Consider the following 18,644-nt stretch of genomic DNA (forward strand, 5'->3'; position numbering starts at 1 on the left):
ACTTATGTTTATTTGTCATTTTTTAGATCTTTATTTAATATAGTATCCTTGCTAAACAACATAGTCATAGAATAAGCAAGTATGGCAAACATGCAAAGATATAGAATCGGGAATAGATTGAAATCAAATGATTTTATTACCTTTGCACAAATATAATTAGCAGTACCGGACATTAACATTGAGCCGATATTATGCCCTAAACTTATAACACGATAGCGTTCTTTAACTACAAAAGACTTAATAACTATACTATGAGCAAGAGCATTAAAAGGTGCAACTGATGCAGCTAACATTAAACTAGCTGCAAGCCCTAAATTAGTCATTTGATATTTTACTGCTATCACAAAAAATACACTTGCTGTAATAGTACATATAAATGCAATTTTTAATACTGAATTAACTCCTAAGCGGTCGGCAATAAAGCCGGCAATCGGCATGCAAACAGCAAAACATATTACTATTAAGACTGAAAAAGAACTCATAATAATACCGACTGAAGGTAATACAATCGGTAAATATTGCTTCATAAAGATGATCGCAATTTGATATGTTGCTCCAAAACCTCCGGCTAAAAATATTAACCGTGCAATATTTTTCCATTGCTTTTTAATTATAGAGCTAAGTTTTTCAATAGAATCTTGACTGTGATGTGCTTTTTTAAACTCCGGTGTTTCATCAAATTTCCGGCGATAATAAAGAGTTATTAATGCAAGCGGTAAACTTAGTAAAAACGGAATACGCCAACCCCACTCCAGAAAAATATGAGAATTGAAGAAATTAGTTGCACCAATCCCGCATAATAAACCCATTACTCCTGTACATCTAGTTATTGCCGAGGCAGTAAATCGGTATTTTGCTCCTAAATGTTCAATAACATAAATCGCTGCACCGTCATATTCCCCTCCAATAAAAATACCTTGCATAAAGCGACATAAAACTAAAATTATCGTACTCCAAACTCCTATCGAAGAATAATCAGGCAATAAACCTATTATTAAGGTAGGTATTACAATACCGATAATCGTAAAACTTAAGGCTTTTTTTCGACCGTATATATCCCCTATACGTCCAAAAATATAAGCACCCATAGGTTTTGATAAATATGCCGCTGCATAAACGGCAAAAACATTTACAAGCTTTGTTAACGGATCAGTACCGGCTGAAAAGAATTTATCGGCGATAATTGCCGCTGAAAAACCATATAAACTATAGTCGTAATATTCAATGATAGTGCCTAAAAAAGCACCAAGAACTTTATTGCTTGATTTTGTTTGTTTCATTTTAAAGGTATACTGTGAGTAAACGAAAAGTAGGTAGACGAAGTTTAATTTGGAAAAGAGCAAGGCGTCTTGAAGCTGATAACCGCAGCGTACACTAGTACGTGAGGATTATCAGCAAAAGACAACGTAGCCAATTTTTCAAATTAAACGAGTATACATGACCGCTTTAGCCGTTACTTAAAATCCTTCAAAGACCTTTATGTAAAGGTGGACTTCATATATCTAAACTGAATTAGTATTAGACAGGGACGATGTCCTAAAAGTTAGTGGTAGTCCTAGGTTAATATTAAGCTCACGAACCAAGCAGCCAAGAGCTAATATATCACTTTCCCATTTTACGTGCAAGGTTTTCTAGGTAACCTGCTATAGTAGTTAAGGTTTCTGCGAATTTTTCTTCGTCGGGATGATTTTTTTGAAAGCCGTTTTTATTAAGTTTTTCTGTTAGATTAGCTATTTCAGCTTGAGCATTAAGAGATGCCATAACTAATAATAGCTCAAAAGAGGCTGTGGGACTACCAAGTTTAATTTCCGCTATTTTATCATTCAATTTATTCGCTAAAGATAGTAATTCTTCCTCATCTCCATTATTACAATATAATTGAAAGCTCTTGTTATTTAATGTTACCGTAACAATTGACATAATTATTTTTGCTGTTTTTTTATTTCTTCAAGTTCATTAATATAAATGTTAATTTGATCTAGCATTTTTATATAATTATCTTTTAATTCTTTATTTTCGTTTTGTAATTTTTTAACTTCATTTTGATTATTCGCTTGTGCATGCAATAACTCGTCAAGTTTATGCTCAACTTCTTCCATTAATCTCTTTAATATTTCATTATCCATTTTCTTCTAAGCATTAATTATGAATGGATGACTTACAATAATAATCGATAACATTATAATAGATATAAGTACTAATTGTTTTTTACGTTTATAATTTATCAATGCCGTAGCTCTTTTATTACTTAATAATTTTTCGGTTTCGTTCTATTTAGTAGCTTCTATCTGCTCTGCATTTCGATCTTTTACATTAAGATAATCCAAGTATAATTTTAAGTAACCTTTTACGTATACTTCTCCCGGTAAAATATCAAAATCACCCTCTTCTAAAGCTACTAAATATTTTTTTCTAATTTTTAAATCACTAGATACCTGATTTAAAGTTTTACCTGAATCTAACCTAATTTGCTTAAGCATTGACGACATAATTTACTCAAGTTTTTGTAAGAATATTTCAAATTTCTTATTTGCTAAAATAATTATATTTAAGTCTATAGTTTCTTGAGATTTAATTTCTTTAATAAAATCAAGAAAATTTCTAACTAAATTATTATTATTATCAATCCATAAATCTAAATCAATAGTTGTTTTAGATTTATTAATTATTTTTATTAATAATCTACGTTGTTTGTCATATAAATCATCTTTTAGCGATTGAATACCGAGGCGACGCCAAAATGAATCGTTCAATTGCTTATCACAAGCTTTACGTAACCAATCAAGACTAAACATATCGCTTATAGCAAAATAAGCTTTTGCTATCTCTTTATTATTTCCTGAAGTCTGTTTTGTTACATATATAGTGTCAAATACTGAAATTAAATTATCAAATGTAGCGATAGTAGCAGCAAATGATTCCTCTACCCCGCTAGTTGTATAATAATTTAATTTTTCTTCAAATCTTATTTTAGTTTCCCCGACTAATAAAGTACCTACCGTTTTTCTTAAGTTTTGTGCAGGAACTCTAAACTCTTCTATAGTTTCACTAATATTAATAGGATGCTTTAAATTTTTAATAAACCACGAAATACCCCGACGCATTAATTTTGTTATTTCGGTAAACATATCGATTTTTACATTGTAATCAATATTAGTAGGTAGCTTACTTATCGTTTCCCATATATCATCAAGATCAAAAATTTCACAAATAATGGTATATGACCTTATTATATCACAAAGAGGAGACCCAATCTCACGCTTTACAATACTAATAAGCGGTCCTCCAAGTTGATTAATTATTTTATTTATAGTAACGGTTTTAATAATCTCATGTTTAAGAGGATGAGATAAAATTTCATTACGAAACTTTTTTTGCATCATTTCAGGAAAATAATCTATAAGATATGAGTCAAAATATTTATCATGCGAAAAAGTAGAATTAAGTAACTCGTGATAAGCCGACCTTTTACTATATGATAGCAACACGCAAAGCTCAGGACGAGTTAGTACTTCACCGCTGATAGCTCTTCTATTCAATTCTTCCGCACTAGGCAAGAATTCATTTTCCCGTTCTAATACTTTTTCTTCTTCTAAAATATCTATAAATTGACTAAGTATATTAACGGTTAAAGTAGGAGATAGTTGCATAATTGTTATTGCTTCGGTTTGCTTATAATTATCAAGCAATACTAACTCTTCAACTTGCTTTGTCATATCATTTAGGAGTTTATTACGTTCTTCTAAAGTAATTTTTCCTGAGGTTACTGCACTACTTAAAGCAATCTTGATATTTACCTCATGATCGGAACAATCAACCCCTGCTGAATTATCAATAAAATCGGCATTTATGCGTCCGCCTTTTTTAGCATATTCAACTCTACCTCTCTGCGATACCCCGACATTACCGCCTTCTGCTATAACTTTTGCTCTAATTTCTTCCCCGTTACATCTAAGATTATCATTTGCTTTATCACCGATTTCTAAATTATTTTCCGTTTTAGCTTTGATATAAGTGCCTATTCCACCATTCCACAATAAATCAACATCTGCTTTTAAAATAGCTTTAATTAATTCTTCCGGTGATAATTCATTATCATTTATATCAAGTAATTTTTTAATTTCCGGTGATAATTTTATTAATTTACTACTACGTTCAAATACTTTGCCTCCTTTAGAGATAAGCTTAGAATCATAATCGCACCAATTAGAACCCTTTAAATTAAATAAACGCAAACGCTCATTAAAACTTGATACAGGATCAGGGGTAGGATCAATAAATATATGTTTATGATTAAAGGCAGCAACTAACTTAATAGCCTCTGATCTTAGCATACCGTTACCGAACACGTCTCCCGACATATCTCCTATACCTACGACGGTAATAGGGTCTATTTGGACATCTAACCCTAAAGTTTTAAAGTGATTAGTTACGGAAATCCAAGCTCCTTTAGAGGTAATAGCCATTTTTTTATGATCGTAACCTGCAGAGCCACCGGAAGCAAAAGCATCATCAAGCCAGTAATTATATTCTCTTGACACACTATTAGCATAATCCGAAAATGAGGCGGTACCTTTATCGGCAGCAACCACTAAATAAGGATCTTCTTTATCATAAATAATAACGTCTTTTGGATGTACTACTTTACCGTCAACGATATTATCGGTTATGTCCAGTAAACCTCTTAGGAAATTCTTATAGCATTCTACCACTTTTTCCATATATTCATCACGAGTAAGTCCTTCCTCAGTAAAATGAACATAAAAACCGCCTTTAGAGCCGACAGGGACAATAACGGAGTTCTTCGTCATCTGTGCTTTCATAAGTCCAAGGACCTCAAGCCTATAATCTTCTGCTCTATCCGACCATCTAAGTCCTCCGCGTGATACGGGACCGCCTCTTAAATGAACAGCTTCAAAATCCTTAGAGTAAACAAATGCTTCGGCAAACGGAACAGGTTTAGGTAAACCAGGTACTTTTGAAGAATCAAACTTAAATGAAAAAACATGTTTATGCGGTTGATAGTAATTTGTTCTAGTAATAGCATTAATTATACCAAGCATACTACGTAGTACTTTATCTTCACTACTCATCTCAACGGTTACTAAGTAATTATTCAGTTTATCTTGAATTACACCACAATTATTATCAGGATGTTTAGGATTAAATTTTATATCAAACAGATTTACCAACATTTTTGTATATTCAGGATGTTTAAGTAGTGTTAGTTGCACATAACCTTTACCGTAACTAAATCCCGTTTGATGTAAATATCTTGTTAAAGCTTTGACGAGTTTAACTTGCTTCCAATTAAAACCGGCTAGCACTATCAATTTACTTAAAGAATCATTAGCAAGCATCCCAAGTGCCATTTGATCTAAAGCTTCTTCAACATTTATTTTCAATTCGGTAATATTACCCTTTACCGGTATGATAGAAGTTAAGATAAAATTATATATCCAGCTTTCTTTAATTTCGAGAGCCTCCTTAATTGCGAAAGTTTGTTCATCAATTGCTTTAAAACCTAAATTTTCAATTGGCGGCAATATGTTAGAAAGTGCAAGTTTTACTTTTGGACTATATATTTTTAAGTAAAATTCCGTTTCATTTACAGAAACTAGATTAAACATACATTCTTGTGACTTGCTTGCTTCGGTTAAATATTCAATATCTACTAAAGCTATTTCCGGAGAAAATTTTTGTCTATAATCTGCTGGAAAAACATTATCAAAAAGCTTTAAATTAATACCTGCTTGATATTCACCGAATTTTTTAGAAAGCTTAAAATAAAAATCTTCACTCCAACGTGTAGAGATACGATCTAAATCTTGCTGTATTATTTCTGCTTCAAAATTTATTTTATGTTCCCCTTGTGCTTCAAGCGTTACAAAAAGATAAGAAAAATTACCAACTACTTCGGTTATATAGTTGGATAAAATTTTACTACCGAATTTTTCCGCTAAATAACAATCTATCATATTATGTATTTCAGCCGTTAAACGTTCTCGTGGCAGAAAAATTATGATATTAAGAAAAGAACTCGACCAATCATATTGAATAAATAATTTAAGCTTCTTACTCATCATACTTGAGAGCATATGTAAACACATACAATATAAATCGCCTTGATCAATTTGTATTAAAGCTTCTCTCGGTAACGACTCCATTAAGATTCTTAACTTATCAGCATTATAACCGGATAATGCAAAACCGGCTTTCTCAATTACAAAATTAAATTTTTGTCGTAGGATTGGAATATCACTTATTGAATGGTAATACATATTTGAATTATATATGCCGAAAATTATACTTCCCGAAATATATTCACCCGAAGAGCTAAATTTTTTCACTAAGATATAGTCGATTAAATTATCTGAATGGATAAGCGACGCACTATTTATTTTACCGAGTATTATTAATTGATTTTGATATAAAGGATTAGCAGAACATTTTATAATATCATCAATCTCGTCTTTTACTTCTTGCCATATTTTTGCTGCTCCTATTTCATTGCTTAATTTTATAGATTTTACCTCAAAATCAAGAGTCCCTAATAAAACCAAATTATCGTTTTGTAACCAATTTAAAAATTCTTTAGCCTCTTCAAAATTTAATTTATCATTATCAATTATATTTTTAGACAAACCTTGTAATTTTGTGAGTAATTGCGGTAAATGGCTATAGCTTTGCTCTAACTCTTCTAATCTTTCATTTATAGCTTCAGTTAAAAATGTAGTAGTTTTATCGTCAAAATTTCCTAAAATGGTTAAATGCAGTATCGATTCTGATTTTTCATCCGAGACAGAATTTTCTAATATTTTTTCTAATTCTCCTTTACTATTTCGGACGCAGTTTATTACCGGATGGAGTAAAAACTTAGTTTGCAAATTCATGTTTTTAAGCAGACATATAATAAAATCAACAATATGCGGTTTATTATCAAGTAATATCAAGACATTTATTGCCGGATCATTTTCTATAACCGTCTTTGTTATTGCTATTTTTCTTGCTCTTTCTACCCTTTGCTTAAAAAACTTAAAGGCTTCATCTGCAAAATTTTGAAATAGTTTTTCTCTATTCTCAAAATCATAATCTATCGGAATATAATTTAAAAACTTTTGAACAAAATCTATATATATGGAACTTGACTCACGTTCCTTGCTAAGTTCTAGAATTTTAGTTTTATAATTCGGGATTTGACAATTTAAACGACTAAAATTTAAAGAGGTTGTTTTTGGGGGCATGATTTTCTCAAGAATAATATTATATGCTATCATGTACTATCATATGCTATGCTATTATATTATATATTATTTAATAAACAAGAGTGTATAAAATAAATGGAAACGATATTTGCACAAAGCTCTGCATTCGGTAAAGCAGGCGTAGCAGTTTTTAGGATTTCCGGTCCTAAAAGTTTAGAAGTTTTACAGCTACTTACCGGCAGAGCGGACTTTAAACCACGTATCATGTATTATCAACAAATTACAGTTCCTAAGACTATAGTCAATTCAGCCTCCTTTGCATACAAGGAGCCAAGGGTAGAGCCTATAACTAATAGGAGAGCGACGAGTGACATCGTCAGCGAGGGGGGATCAATTGACTATAAAGAGCTAATTGATAATGCTATGGTAGTTTATTTTAAATCACCTAATAGCTTTACCGGTGAAGACGTAGTTGAGATTCATACGCACGGCAGTAAAGCTATCTCCATAATGCTTATTAACGCATTGTTAAATATAGCTGATATTCGTTTAGCAGAAGCAGGAGAATTTACCAAAAGAGCTTTTTTAAACAATAAGTTTGATTTAACGGCAGCAGAAGGGATAGCCGATTTAATTAATGCTGAAACTATTATGCAGCATAGGCAAGCAATTAGACAGGCAAGCGGTGGGCTTGAAGAATTATATAATAACTGGCGCACTCAGCTTTTAAAAATTATCTCTCTGCTTGAAGCTTATATAGATTTCCCTGATGAAGATATACCGGATAGCGTCCTTAATGATGTTAACAATACTCATAAAAACCTTGTAAACGAAATATCTAATTATCTTAATGATAATAGACGAGGAGAATTACTAAATAGTGGTCTTAAGCTTGCAATTATCGGTCCACCGAATGTCGGTAAGTCTAGCTTATTAAATTTTTTAATGCAGAGAGATATAGCAATTGTCTCAAATATTGCAGGAACTACTAGAGATATAATTGAGGGGCATTTAGACATTGGCGGCTATCCTATTATTTTACAGGATACGGCAGGTATAAGAGAAGAAAGTAGTGACATTATAGAGCAAGAAGGTATAAAAAGAGCTATTCATTCGGCTAAAACAGCGGATATTAAAATTATTATGTTTGATGCCGAAAAATTAGATTCCTCTATAAATGAAGATATTATGAATTTAATTAATGAAAATACCATCACAATAATTAATAAGATTGATCTTATTGAACCAAATAAAATCTTTTCTATTGAAAATAAATATAAATGCTTAAGAGTTTCAGTAAAAAATAATATTGCTCTTTCAAGTATATTAAAAAATATCGAAAATATTGCCGAAAATATGGCAGGTTTTACCGAAACTCCTTATATAACAAATCAACGTCATCGTCATTATTTAAAACAAGCTCTCTCACATTTAACGGCTTTTAGCTTAGATAATGATTTAGTTCTAGCAACTGAAGATATTAGAATGACGGCACGCTGCATTGGTGCTATTACGGGCGTTATTAACATAGAAGAAATACTAGGCGAGATCTTTAAAAATTTCTGCATAGGTAAGTGATTTTACCGCTGTCACATGGGTATAAATATCGTCATTGCGAGCAGCCATAGGCTGCGTGGCAATCTCAGGATTTTGGTACGAGATTGCTTCGTCAATTACTTCGTAATTTTCCTCGCAATAACGAGATTTGTATCCCTAACCCATCTCAAACCTTTTCTCTATATATTAATTTATTTTAACTTTATCTTGACAAAAACATTAAAATACTCTAGAAACCACGTTTTATGGTTTTATTAATTAAAGGAGTAATAATTATGGCACCTGTATTAAATATAAATTTTAAATGCGTTATGCCTATATTTGGAAATGAAATGGTAAGTAGTTTACCGGGTAATGTAAGCCACATCATTCATAAATTAAGCGGTACTATATTTTCATCAGTATATAGTACTGTTGAAGGAACTTTTAAAAAAGGTTATATGGTGAATAATGCACAGTGTAATTGGAAAAACATTGAACAATCTTTCAGTGAGTCCCCAAATGATTTTTCAATACTACACCAAGAGTGCAATAATGGTTTAAATACTCCAATAAATAACATTTTTACCGATGCAGAAAGTAATCCGCATATACTTTTACAACAAACCGTAACACCTCATCAAAACGGTACGGCTAATATTCTTGGTCAGCTCTATAAAGTAACGAATGATTATATGTTCTCGCAAGGCGATATTACCGAAACTAATGGAGCTGATTTCTTAGGTTTAAATGAATGCACTAAGAAAGAGGCTATAAGTGCTTTACAAAACTACAATACCTATAAGAAACAGCTAACATCTATCGAAACGCTTACTAATATTCTTCAGGATACTCTAAATCATTTAGGCATATCTCAGGATAATGCTCAAGAAGTAGGGGTAAAAATTTTTGATGTATTGAAGATACCCGTCAAATTTACTACTGATAATCTTAGGGTTATTCTAAACGCTTTCAAAATAACTTTAGATAATGCTCAAGAAGCAGGGGTAAAAACTTTTGATGTATTGAAGATACCCGTTAAATTCACTACTGATAATCTTAAGATTATTCTAGAGGCTTTTAACGTAACTTTGGACGATATATCCCCTACAGAAATAGGTAAAAATATTTTAGATTTACTAAGTAAACCTTTCACTGAGACAACCACTTCCACTACAGAAAGAACTAACGATGATACAAATGACGGTGGATATAGCGGTGCTTATATAGCCGGAGTAGCATTAGGAACATTAGCTATAGGCACCCTCTTAGGGTATGCAGCTAAATATGGATGGGATTGGTATAAGGGAAGAAATATAAAAAACGAAAATTTAGGGATAGAGGGTGAAAACATAAAGTTAGAGGGTGAAAACATAAAGTTAGAGGGTGAAAACATAAAGTTACAAAAGGATAATTTAAATTTTAAAACACTAATTGAATTTCAAGCTATATTAGATGAAATTATAGAAATTGGAAATTTAACAGATATACTTGCAATACTAAGCAAAACTAATCAAGATACGATAAATTTGCATGATCAAGATTATAATATTTCTCCATTAAAATTAAAAATACAAGGTCTAGATAAAGCAATTACAAAGTTAAATTCTGTCTCTAACATATGTACTAATATAAATTCTTTAGGTAACACATTACATAAAATATGTGAACTTCTTAATGGAAAGGATACTTTTATTTCTATTAAATCCTTTGTAAATTTAATAAAAGAATTGAGGAAAACGGATATTAAATCCGAAGAACACAAAAACTGTCTTGAGAAAATATTCGAGACGCTACTTGGAATTGATGAAACCTCAAGCGGAGAATATACTTATATTCCAGAAGAAGAGTTACAAAATCATGAAATGCCATTATTAGCCGATGTATCATCTAACTCTTCAGGCATAGGAGTATAGAACATTGTTAGTATCATAACAAACCATCATTGACTTTTTAAAAGTTATATATAAAATGATACTTGGAGTAGCAAAGTGCTATTTCGGGGTGTCGAAACCTCTGCCAAAAGTGAGAACATTTCTCACAAAACCGATGTAATCCTCGACTTCACGGTCGGGGAGATATTAGGTATGTCCAGAGCTTAAGGGTTACTATAAGCTTAAAACCTAGTGTGGCTGACTTTTGGCAGTTTTCGACCTCCCCGACCACCAAAAATTATGCTCATTGGTGGTTAAAAAACTTAAAATATTTCAAATTAAACCTAGGCTGTGTAAAGGAAAATTAATTTAATCTATTTTTGCTTTTTTTGGCTATAAATTATAAGTTTTTTTGAAATATGGACAACTATTACTGAAAAAATCTTATTAATTTTCGCTTAAAAATTAATTTTCTTTCAAATATCCTAGTTACTTTGTAAGTTTAGGCGGTAAATAATTCTCTGTTGAACTTACTTTTTTACCGGTTTTATTTTCTTGGACCGTTTTAGTGTTTTTAGCTATACTTCCTCTTATCTTACTTGCAACCTTATTTTCTTCCATTCCTGTTGTATTATTAGTTTCTGCTACTTAACTAGTAGATAATTCAGCAAGATTCGTATGTATAAATTTTATAACTAATATTAGAAATAAAAAACCTCTAGATAAATAAATTATTAGTTAAGAAATTAATTTACCGATTGACTTTTTGAAAGTTATATATAAAATGATACTTGAAATAGCAAAATGCTATTTCGGGGCGTAAGAACCTCTTAATCAACGTGGTATTTGTGTCGACCATAAAAATGATACAATCCTCGGCTTTATTCCGGTCGGGGTTATAATAGTTATGTCCAAGGTTTAAAGCTTAAGCTTAGAACCTAAAGGCTATTATGGCTATCGTTGATGGTTTTCTTACTTCCCCGACCACCAAAGTTAAACTTCGGTGGTTGAAACTTGAGCAATTTAAGTTTAATCAATCGGGAGTAAATATGTCTGACCAAGATACTAAAACCATCTCAAAACTCATCATAGAATTTACTTTAAATAAAAATAAAAAAAATCTAAGAGCCGAGATAGCAGATTTACTAGAGAGACCTATAACAAAAAGCGATATCGAAAGAATAGAACAACGCTTAGCAGAACTAGAAAAAATATTTAGTAATGATTTATAGCCTTGAAAATATCATCATCCCATTTTATTAACTACCTACTACAAAAATAAGCACTAAGATAATTTATTATGATAAATACGGTAAGGTTTCTATACTCGTTTCATCGTGTAATAAAGTCATTAATGTAGAGAGGTAGATGCTTTAAAAGGAGGAAGAACATACATCACCACACCCGCTAATATTAGCATGATCATTCCTAGAATAATACCTACTATATGAAAGCATTTGTAAAAGCAATATTAACCTCCTTAATTAAATCGTGAGCAAATGAAGGCGGTAGTTGTTGAGCAATAATTATTCCTTCACCGATTGAGTCACGAGCTATTTCTGCCATTGATACAGAAACACCGTTAGGGATTACTAGATCGTTACTATATATAAAAGACGTAATACTCACGATAACAGCTATACCTAATACATTACCTAATTCATATGCTGTTTCTTGTAGTGCTGCTGCACCTCCGGATCTCTCTGCCGGCACTGCATTCATCATAACTGTTACGGTGGTAGAGAGGCATAGACTACTTCCTATACCAAGCAATCCAAGATATATAGTATTCGATAGTAAATCTCTATAGTCTAATATACTAGGTAAAATCAATGATATAGTAGTAAAGATAAGCCCGCTAAATATTATTATACGTGCAGTAAATCGTGTGAGTAAATATGGCATAACTACAGATGCAATTAAAGCAAAAATTGCTGCAGGCAACATATAAAGACCTGCATACAAAGGACTTAACCCTTTGATAAACTGTAACCATAAGGACATAAGATACATTATGGATCCTAAGACACAAGTAATCAGTAAATAAACTATTACTCCTACACTAAAATTGCTAATTAAGAATAAACGAATATCCACTAACGGATCATCGCTTTTAAGTTGGCGTAAGGTAAATATTATTAGTAACACAATACCAATTTAAGAGTATTCCGCCAGATGCTAGATTCATAATACCGTATTTAGCCAACATCTTAATGCCTTGAACTAAAGCTGCCATCCCAAAAAATGATTGAAATACTCCTATCCAGTCCCATGGTTCATTACTAGGATTAGATGATTCAGGAATCCAAACTATACCAAAAGCAATAATTACTAATGCAATAGGTGCGTTTATAAAAAATGCAAATTGCCAACTTAAAAGCTCAACCAATACTCCCCTAGTACGGGTCCTATAGCTGCTCCTACGGTTGCCATTATTCCCCACACGGATATTGCGATCATACGTTCATGTGTATTAGTAAAAATGTTAATATCGATAAAGTGGAAGGCATAATCATTGATCCTCCTAACCCAAGTAAAGCACGACATAATACTAATCCCCATGAGCTATCAAATACTATAGACTAACATTGAAGCGATAGAAAAAACTAAAAGCCCCCAAAGTAATAATCTTTTACGACCAAATCTATCTCCTAATGTACCTGCGGTAATTAAAAGACCTGATAATACTAAGGCATATGCATTGATTATCCATAATTGTTGTAAATTAGATGGTTTTAAATCAAGTATTATAGTAGGCATAACAGCATGCAAAATTGTAGCATCCGTCGATACTAAAAGTAAGCAAATGCTTAAAATAATTAAAATATGCCATCTAAATTTATAAGATTGAGATGATGAATTATCTTTAGTGATATATTCAGTTTGTGAGAATTGTGATATCATATATAATAAGCTATTTAACCAAGGGCTTTACTAAATCTATCTTTTTCGGAAACTATAGGACTGTTAACAAGTAATTTAATTAGCTTGAAAATTTATAACACAAGTAAATTTAACATCTAAGCATCACCTAGTATGGAAGTCAAGATTTAATCTTACAAGCATAATAGCATAAATAAAATTTGATTTTTCTTTCTCAAGCTTATACTTTAATTGGTAAGAGCCTGTTCACAATCTTATTTTAATTAATAATTAAACAGGTTTTTAAACGAAAATTAATAAGATTTTTGTAGGAGTAGTTATTCATATTTCAAAAAAATCTTATAATTTGCAGCCAAAAAGACCTGAAATATAGGTAAATTAATTTACTTTCATACAGCCTAAGCTACGTACGAAAATTTTTATTTTCATATATTTTTTTTGTCTGTAATACTATTTCACCGATTTTTTTCTGAAAAATCTCTATAGGCGGTAATTCTGTCCAATAACGTGCAACGTGAATACCACTTGCTGACATTTCTAAAAGTTCTACTTGAGCATCTGATTTTTCGGAACAGAGAATAATACCTATCGGGGAATTTTCAGCTTCAAAACATTCATTCTTCTTTAGCCAATTTAAATATAACTCCATTTGACCTTTATATTCCGCTTTAAACTTGCCTGTTTTTAATTCAACTGCTACTAATCTTTTTAATTTTCTATTAAAAAACAGTAAATCTAAATAAAAATGTTCATTATCTATAGTCATACGCTTTTGCCTTGCTACAAAGGAAAAGCCAATGCCGAGTTCTAAAATAAATTGTTCGATTTGCTGCAATATTGCATTTTCCAAATCACTTTCATAATGTTCATCCGGAAGTTCTAAGAAATCAAGTATGTACGGGTCTTTAAGGATTAAATCAGGCTCTAACTGAGAATTCATTTTTAATAATGATAACACTTGTTCGTTGTTAGGTTTCTGCGATAACTTAGTTCTTTCATATAGCATTTTATCGATATTGCTACGCAAATGTCTAACACTCCAATTTTCTTGTATAGACATATAAGCATAAAAATCTCTTTGATTCTGTTCTTTTAAAGGCAATAACTCAACGATATGACTCCAACTCAATTGTTGCGACACTGTCGCAACAATTTGTTGACCTTGAAAAGATTGATAAAACTGGTTCATCCGCACTAGTGCTGTATAAGTAAATCCTTTACCATATAAAGATGAAAGACCGTTAGCTAAGGTTCTAACAATTTCCTGCCCATACTCAGCTCTAGTACTTTTAAGTATTTCTTCCTGAATTCTTTTGCCGATATTCCAATATAACATCGTCATTTCAGAATTAACTTTAATGGCAACTCGTACTTTAGCATTATCAATAAGAACACTAATATCTTTTATTAATTCAGTAGTATTTGCTGTTATTTCATTCATAATGGATTTTCTATTAATATATTTTTTGATACTTTTAGTATATTTTAAATAGATTTTCAATACTAAAAGTAGTATTTTTGGCTTTTTTATAATAGAATTACTAATCGTAGAATATACATTTCGATACAAAATAAATAAAATTTGCTTTTTTTTCTCAAGCTTATATTTTAATTGGTAAGTTTATAATATGGAAATTTATGTCAAATACAGATAAGGAAAGAGCCATTGCCGCAGCACTCGCACAAATCGAAAAAAGCTACGGTAAAGGTTCGGTAATGAAACTAGGGCAGCGTCCGAACATTGATATAGAAGCCGTATCAACCGGTTCACTTGGGCTTGATATAGCTCTTGGAATCGGCGGTGTTCCTAAAGGTAGAATCATTGAAATTTTTGGTCCTGAAAGCTCAGGTAAAACCACTTTAACGCTACATTTAATTGCCGAAGCACAGAAAAAGGGCGGTACATGTGCCTTTATTGATGCCGAGCATGCCCTTGACCCTGCTTATGCTAAAAAATTAGGCGTAAATATTGATGAGCTTATTATTTCACAACCAGATACAGGTGAACAAGCTCTAGAAATTGCCGATACGTTAATTCGTTCCGGCGGTATTGATATGATAATAATAGATAGTGTTGCGGCTTTAGTACCGAAATCAGAGATTGAGGGCGAGATGGGTGATGCCCAAATGGCTTCTCAAGCAAGATTAATGAGCCAGGCTTTACGTAAACTTACCGCATCAATTAATCGTACCAATTGTATTACTGTTTTCATCAACCAAATCAGAATGAAAATAGGCGTAATGTTCGGTAATCCCGAAACTACGACAGGCGGTAATGCTTTGAAATTCTATGCTTCTGTTAGGATCGATATAAGAAGAATAGGCTCCATTAAAGATAAAGAAGAAGTAATAGGCAGCCAAACTAAAGTAAAAGTAGTCAAGAACAAAGTATCTCCTCCGTTTAAAACTGCAGATTTTGATATAATGTACGGTTCAGGTATTTCAAAAGAAGGCGAGATAATCGACCTTGGAGTTAAGCTTGATATTGTTGAGAAATCCGGCTCTTGGTTTTCCTATAATAACGTACGAATCGGTCAAGGGCGTGAAAACGTCAAACAATATTTAAAAGAACATCCACAAATTTCCAATGAAATTGAGAAAATCATACGCGAAAAATCGTCAAAAATTACTAATATAAATCTTGATCAAACGGAGGAAGAAAATGATTGATTTAACAGGTAAAACTTCTTTAATTACGGGAGCTTCAGGAGGCATAGGCGGAGCTATAGCGAGATTACTGCACAAACTAGGAAGCCATGTAATTATTAGCGGTAGTAATGAGGAAAAATTAAAATCCCTTGGAAATGTTTTAAAAGATAATTATACGATAGAAATATGCAACCTTGCAAATAAGGAAGAATGTAGCAATTTAATATCTAAAGCACCAAAGCTAGATATTTTAGTATGTAATGCCGGTATTACTAGTGATACGCTAGCAATTAGAATGAAAGATGAAGATTTTGACAAAGTTATTGATATTAATTTGAAAGCAAATTTTATTTTAAATCGTGAAGCAATAAAAAAAATGATGCAAAACAGGTATGGACGCATTATTAATATATCTTCAATAGTAGGAATTTCAGGTAACCCTGGGCAGGCTAATTATTGTGCTTCTAAAGCAGGTTTAATAGGCATGACCAAATCGCTCTCTTACGAAGTTGCAACCAGAGGAATTACGGTTAATGCAGTAGCTCCAGGATTTATTAAATCAGATATGACAGATAAACTAAACGAAAAGCAAAGAGAAGCCATAGTACAAAAAATTCCGCTAGGCACTTACGGTATGCCGGAAGACGTGGCAAACGCAGTTGCATTTTTAGCAAGCGATCAGGCATCATATATTACCGGTCAAACTATCCACGTAAACGGGGGAATGTTAATGGTGTAAAATTTTGTGCTAGCATAAAATAATTTTTTGTGCTAGAAGTTCTTTTAAAGATAAAATGCTATGAATATTTTAAATAAATATTCATACAGTTAAAATAAAGTCTAATAGCTGAATAACTGCTATTATACGGCATATAAAATTAAATGATTTATGGAGTTCAAAATTATGAGTACAACGGACAAGATCGAACAGAAAGTTATTGAAATGGTTGCTGAAAAGCTAAATAAAGATAAATCGATAATAACTACGGATTCAAGATTTATAGAAGATTTGAAAGCCGATAGTCTTGATACCGTAGAGTTAATGATGGCAATAGAAGTTGAATACGGTATTGATATCCCTGATGATGAAGCCACTAAAATTAAAACTGTATCCGATGTTATAAAATATATCAAAGAACGCCAATCTTAATCTGCATAAATTAAATCCCTAATAGATAATTAAAAATGTCGAACCAAAGAGTAAATAAAAGAGTAGTTATTACTGGACTTGGACTTGTTACTCCTGTTGGGCTTAATGTTAGCTCATCTTGGAAAAATATTGTAAATGGGATAAGCGGTATAAAAACTATTACGGAATTTGACACTTCTAAACTTGCGTGTAAAATTGCCGGACTTATAGATAACTCTGAGAAAGATGGATTTAAACTTGAAAACTTCACACAAGCAGATGACGTTAATAGACTAAGTAAAATGGATAAATTTATCCATTACGGAGTAGCAGCCGCAACCGAAGCAGTTGAAGATAGCGGCTGGTTACCCGAAGATGAAGAATCTCGTGATAGAACCGGTTTGATATTAGGCTCAGGAATCGGTGGGCTTAAAATGATCGAAGATACCTCTATCAAACTTTATCAAGAAAATAACGGCAAAGTTAGCCCTTTCTTTATCCCCGCTTCATTAATTAATCTTTTATCCGGTCTTGTTTCTATAAAATACGGTTTTAGCGGTCCAAATCAAGCAGCAGTAACGGCTTGCTCTACAGGAGCACATGCTATAGGCGATGCTATGCGTATGATAAAGCACGGCTATGCAGATGTTATGGTCGCAGGCGGTGCAGAAGCCCCTGTTACACCTGTTGGAGTTGCAGGTTTCGTTGCTGCTAGAGCATTATGTACTAAATATAACGATAATCCTGAAAAAGCCTCAAGACCTTGGGATAAAGACCGCAGCGGTTTTGTTATGGGTGAAGGAGCAGGCGTTGTAGTCTTGGAAGAATATGAGCATGCCTTAAATCGAGGGGCTAAAATTTACGGTGAAGTTATAGGATACGGCTCTACAGGTGATGCGTACCATATGACAGCACCGCATCCTGAAGGTAGAGGAGCTTATAGAGCGATGAGAGATGCAGTGCTAGATGCAGCTATCACTCCCGATATGATTGATTACATTAATGCACATGGCACTTCTACTAATCTCGGTGATGGAATAGAATTAGCAGCGGTACAAAAATTATTTTTAGAAGCGAATCCCCAAATTTTAATGTCTTCTACTAAATCATCAATAGGACATTTGCTTGGTGCGGCAGGAAGCGTTGAGTTTATCTTTTCAGCTCTTGCAATTCGAGATCAGATTGCACCGCCAACTTTAAATTTAGATAACCCTATGGATGAGGTTAAGATAGATTTAGTAAAATTAAAAGCTAGAGAAACTAAAATAGACTACGTGCTTTCCAACTCATTCGGGTTCGGCGGTACTAATGCTAGCTTAGTCATTAGGAAGATTTGAGCTTACTCTTATTACCCCCGCAACAACTTCT

The 18,644-nt window shown here is 32.4% G+C and carries 16 protein-coding genes, 1 other RNA gene and 1 pseudogene; 7 read left to right on the top strand and 11 right to left on the bottom strand.

The window, feature by feature from the left end; translation table 11 throughout:
* Window positions 1-8 precede the first annotated feature (8 nt).
* From RF_RS06380 to RF_RS06400, 6 genes and pseudogenes are all read right to left on the bottom strand, one after another.
* The gene (locus RF_RS06380; protein WP_011271510.1) at window positions 9-1,280 is read right to left on the bottom strand and encodes an MFS transporter; all 1,272 of its coding nucleotides are present in this window, start codon (window positions 1,278-1,280) and stop codon (window positions 9-11) included.
* A 154-nt stretch (window positions 1,281-1,434) separates the two neighbouring features.
* A non-coding RNA gene (ssrS, locus tag RF_RS09330) (6S RNA) lies at window positions 1,435-1,593 on the bottom strand.
* 9 nt (window positions 1,594-1,602) lie between these two features.
* Window positions 1,603-1,920, bottom strand: a complete 318-nt coding sequence (locus RF_RS06385) for a cell division protein ZapA (RefSeq protein ID WP_011271512.1) — start codon at window positions 1,918-1,920, stop codon at window positions 1,603-1,605.
* A 2-nt stretch (window positions 1,921-1,922) separates the two neighbouring features.
* Window positions 1,923-2,126, bottom strand: a complete 204-nt coding sequence (locus RF_RS06390; protein WP_011271513.1) for an RP576a family tick cell line-upregulated protein — start codon at window positions 2,124-2,126, stop codon at window positions 1,923-1,925.
* A 6-nt stretch (window positions 2,127-2,132) separates the two neighbouring features.
* Window positions 2,133-2,489, bottom strand: a pseudogene (locus tag RF_RS06395) (helix-turn-helix domain-containing protein).
* A gap of 3 nt (window positions 2,490-2,492) precedes the next feature.
* A complete protein-coding gene (locus RF_RS06400; RefSeq protein WP_041405365.1) occupies window positions 2,493-7,244 on the bottom strand; it encodes an NAD-glutamate dehydrogenase in 4,752 nt (1,583 codons plus the stop codon).
* A gap of 96 nt (window positions 7,245-7,340) precedes the next feature.
* Here RF_RS06400 and mnmE point away from each other — a divergent pair, with 96 nt between their 5' ends.
* Together mnmE and RF_RS10140 are read left to right on the top strand one after the other, a co-directional pair.
* A complete protein-coding gene (gene mnmE, locus RF_RS06405; RefSeq protein ID WP_011271516.1) occupies window positions 7,341-8,783 on the top strand; it encodes a tRNA uridine-5-carboxymethylaminomethyl(34) synthesis GTPase MnmE in 1,443 nt (480 codons plus the stop codon).
* 254 nt (window positions 8,784-9,037) lie between these two features.
* On the top strand, window positions 9,038-10,657 hold the full coding sequence (locus tag RF_RS10140; protein WP_041405366.1) for a DUF5460 family protein: 1,620 nt from the start codon (window positions 9,038-9,040) through the stop codon (window positions 10,655-10,657).
* 447 nt (window positions 10,658-11,104) lie between these two features.
* Here the strand turns inward: RF_RS10140 and RF_RS09340 are convergent, their stop codons facing one another.
* Window positions 11,105-11,236, bottom strand: coding sequence for a phage antirepressor protein (locus tag RF_RS09340; RefSeq protein ID WP_081427788.1), 132 nt, complete (start codon window positions 11,234-11,236; stop codon window positions 11,105-11,107).
* A 329-nt stretch (window positions 11,237-11,565) separates the two neighbouring features.
* Here RF_RS09340 and RF_RS11665 point away from each other — a divergent pair, with 329 nt between their 5' ends.
* Window positions 11,566-11,847, top strand: a complete 282-nt coding sequence (locus RF_RS11665; RefSeq protein ID WP_011271518.1) for a hypothetical protein — start codon at window positions 11,566-11,568, stop codon at window positions 11,845-11,847.
* Window positions 11,848-12,058: 211 nt separating this feature from the next.
* On the opposite strand, the gene RF_RS09345 is transcribed toward RF_RS11665, so the two are convergent.
* From RF_RS09345 to RF_RS06440, 4 genes are all read right to left on the bottom strand, one after another.
* Complete coding sequence (locus tag RF_RS09345; protein WP_011271519.1) at window positions 12,059-12,763, bottom strand: MFS transporter; 705 nt, start codon at window positions 12,761-12,763, stop codon at window positions 12,059-12,061.
* Window positions 12,729-13,004 (bottom strand): hypothetical protein, encoded by a 276-nt coding sequence (locus RF_RS11670; RefSeq protein ID WP_231564270.1) that lies wholly within the window; start codon window positions 13,002-13,004, stop codon window positions 12,729-12,731. Before RF_RS11670 ends, RF_RS09345 begins: the two co-directional genes overlap by 35 nt.
* A gap of 179 nt (window positions 13,005-13,183) precedes the next feature.
* Entirely contained in the window at window positions 13,184-13,519 is a 336-nt protein-coding gene (locus RF_RS06435) for an MFS transporter (protein WP_011271521.1), read from the bottom strand.
* A gap of 382 nt (window positions 13,520-13,901) precedes the next feature.
* The gene (locus RF_RS06440) at window positions 13,902-14,939 is read right to left on the bottom strand and encodes a PDDEXK nuclease domain-containing protein (protein WP_039595207.1); all 1,038 of its coding nucleotides are present in this window, start codon (window positions 14,937-14,939) and stop codon (window positions 13,902-13,904) included.
* 197 nt (window positions 14,940-15,136) lie between these two features.
* On the opposite strand from RF_RS06440, the gene recA reads away from it, so the two are divergent.
* From recA to fabF, 4 genes are all read left to right on the top strand, one after another.
* The gene (gene recA / locus RF_RS06445) at window positions 15,137-16,168 is read left to right on the top strand and encodes a recombinase RecA (protein ID WP_011271523.1); all 1,032 of its coding nucleotides are present in this window, start codon (window positions 15,137-15,139) and stop codon (window positions 16,166-16,168) included.
* Entirely contained in the window at window positions 16,161-16,886 is a 726-nt protein-coding gene (fabG, locus tag RF_RS06450) for a 3-oxoacyl-ACP reductase FabG (protein WP_011271524.1), read from the top strand. Before recA ends, fabG begins: the two co-directional genes overlap by 8 nt.
* A gap of 150 nt (window positions 16,887-17,036) precedes the next feature.
* Window positions 17,037-17,297 (top strand): acyl carrier protein, encoded by a 261-nt coding sequence (acpP, locus tag RF_RS06455; RefSeq protein ID WP_008579292.1) that lies wholly within the window; start codon window positions 17,037-17,039, stop codon window positions 17,295-17,297.
* A gap of 35 nt (window positions 17,298-17,332) precedes the next feature.
* Entirely contained in the window at window positions 17,333-18,613 is a 1,281-nt protein-coding gene (gene fabF / locus RF_RS06460) for a beta-ketoacyl-ACP synthase II (protein WP_011271525.1), read from the top strand.
* Window positions 18,614-18,644 lie beyond the last annotated feature (31 nt).

This window comes from Rickettsia felis URRWXCal2 (genome assembly GCA_000012145.1).
In the GTDB taxonomy this organism is placed as follows: domain Bacteria; phylum Pseudomonadota; class Alphaproteobacteria; order Rickettsiales; family Rickettsiaceae; genus Rickettsia; species Rickettsia felis.

Bases quoted from the DNA above. Each gene is read 5' to 3' on its own strand.
- acpP (WP_008579292.1), top strand. From the start codon at position 17,037: ATGGAGTTCAAAATTATGAGTACAACGGACAAGATCGAACAGAAAGTT.
- RF_RS11665 (WP_011271518.1), top strand. From the start codon at position 11,566: ATGGCTATCGTTGATGGTTTTCTTACTTCCCCGACCACCAAAGTTAAA.
- RF_RS06400 (WP_041405365.1), bottom strand. From the start codon at position 7,244: ATGCCCCCAAAAACAACCTCTTTAAATTTTAGTCGTTTAAATTGTCAA.
- fabF (WP_011271525.1), top strand. From the start codon at position 17,333: ATGTCGAACCAAAGAGTAAATAAAAGAGTAGTTATTACTGGACTTGGA.
- mnmE (WP_011271516.1), top strand. From the start codon at position 7,341: ATGGAAACGATATTTGCACAAAGCTCTGCATTCGGTAAAGCAGGCGTA.
- RF_RS06440 (WP_039595207.1), bottom strand. From the start codon at position 14,939: ATGAATGAAATAACAGCAAATACTACTGAATTAATAAAAGATATTAGT.
- RF_RS09340 (WP_081427788.1), bottom strand. From the start codon at position 11,236: ATGGAAGAAAATAAGGTTGCAAGTAAGATAAGAGGAAGTATAGCTAAA.
- RF_RS10140 (WP_041405366.1), top strand. From the start codon at position 9,038: ATGGCACCTGTATTAAATATAAATTTTAAATGCGTTATGCCTATATTT.
- RF_RS06390 (WP_011271513.1), bottom strand. From the start codon at position 2,126: ATGGATAATGAAATATTAAAGAGATTAATGGAAGAAGTTGAGCATAAA.
- RF_RS06380 (WP_011271510.1), bottom strand. From the start codon at position 1,280: ATGAAACAAACAAAATCAAGCAATAAAGTTCTTGGTGCTTTTTTAGGC.
- RF_RS06435 (WP_011271521.1), bottom strand. From the start codon at position 13,519: ATGATATCACAATTCTCACAAACTGAATATATCACTAAAGATAATTCA.
- recA (WP_011271523.1), top strand. From the start codon at position 15,137: ATGTCAAATACAGATAAGGAAAGAGCCATTGCCGCAGCACTCGCACAA.
- fabG (WP_011271524.1), top strand. From the start codon at position 16,161: ATGATTGATTTAACAGGTAAAACTTCTTTAATTACGGGAGCTTCAGGA.
- RF_RS06385 (WP_011271512.1), bottom strand. From the start codon at position 1,920: ATGTCAATTGTTACGGTAACATTAAATAACAAGAGCTTTCAATTATAT.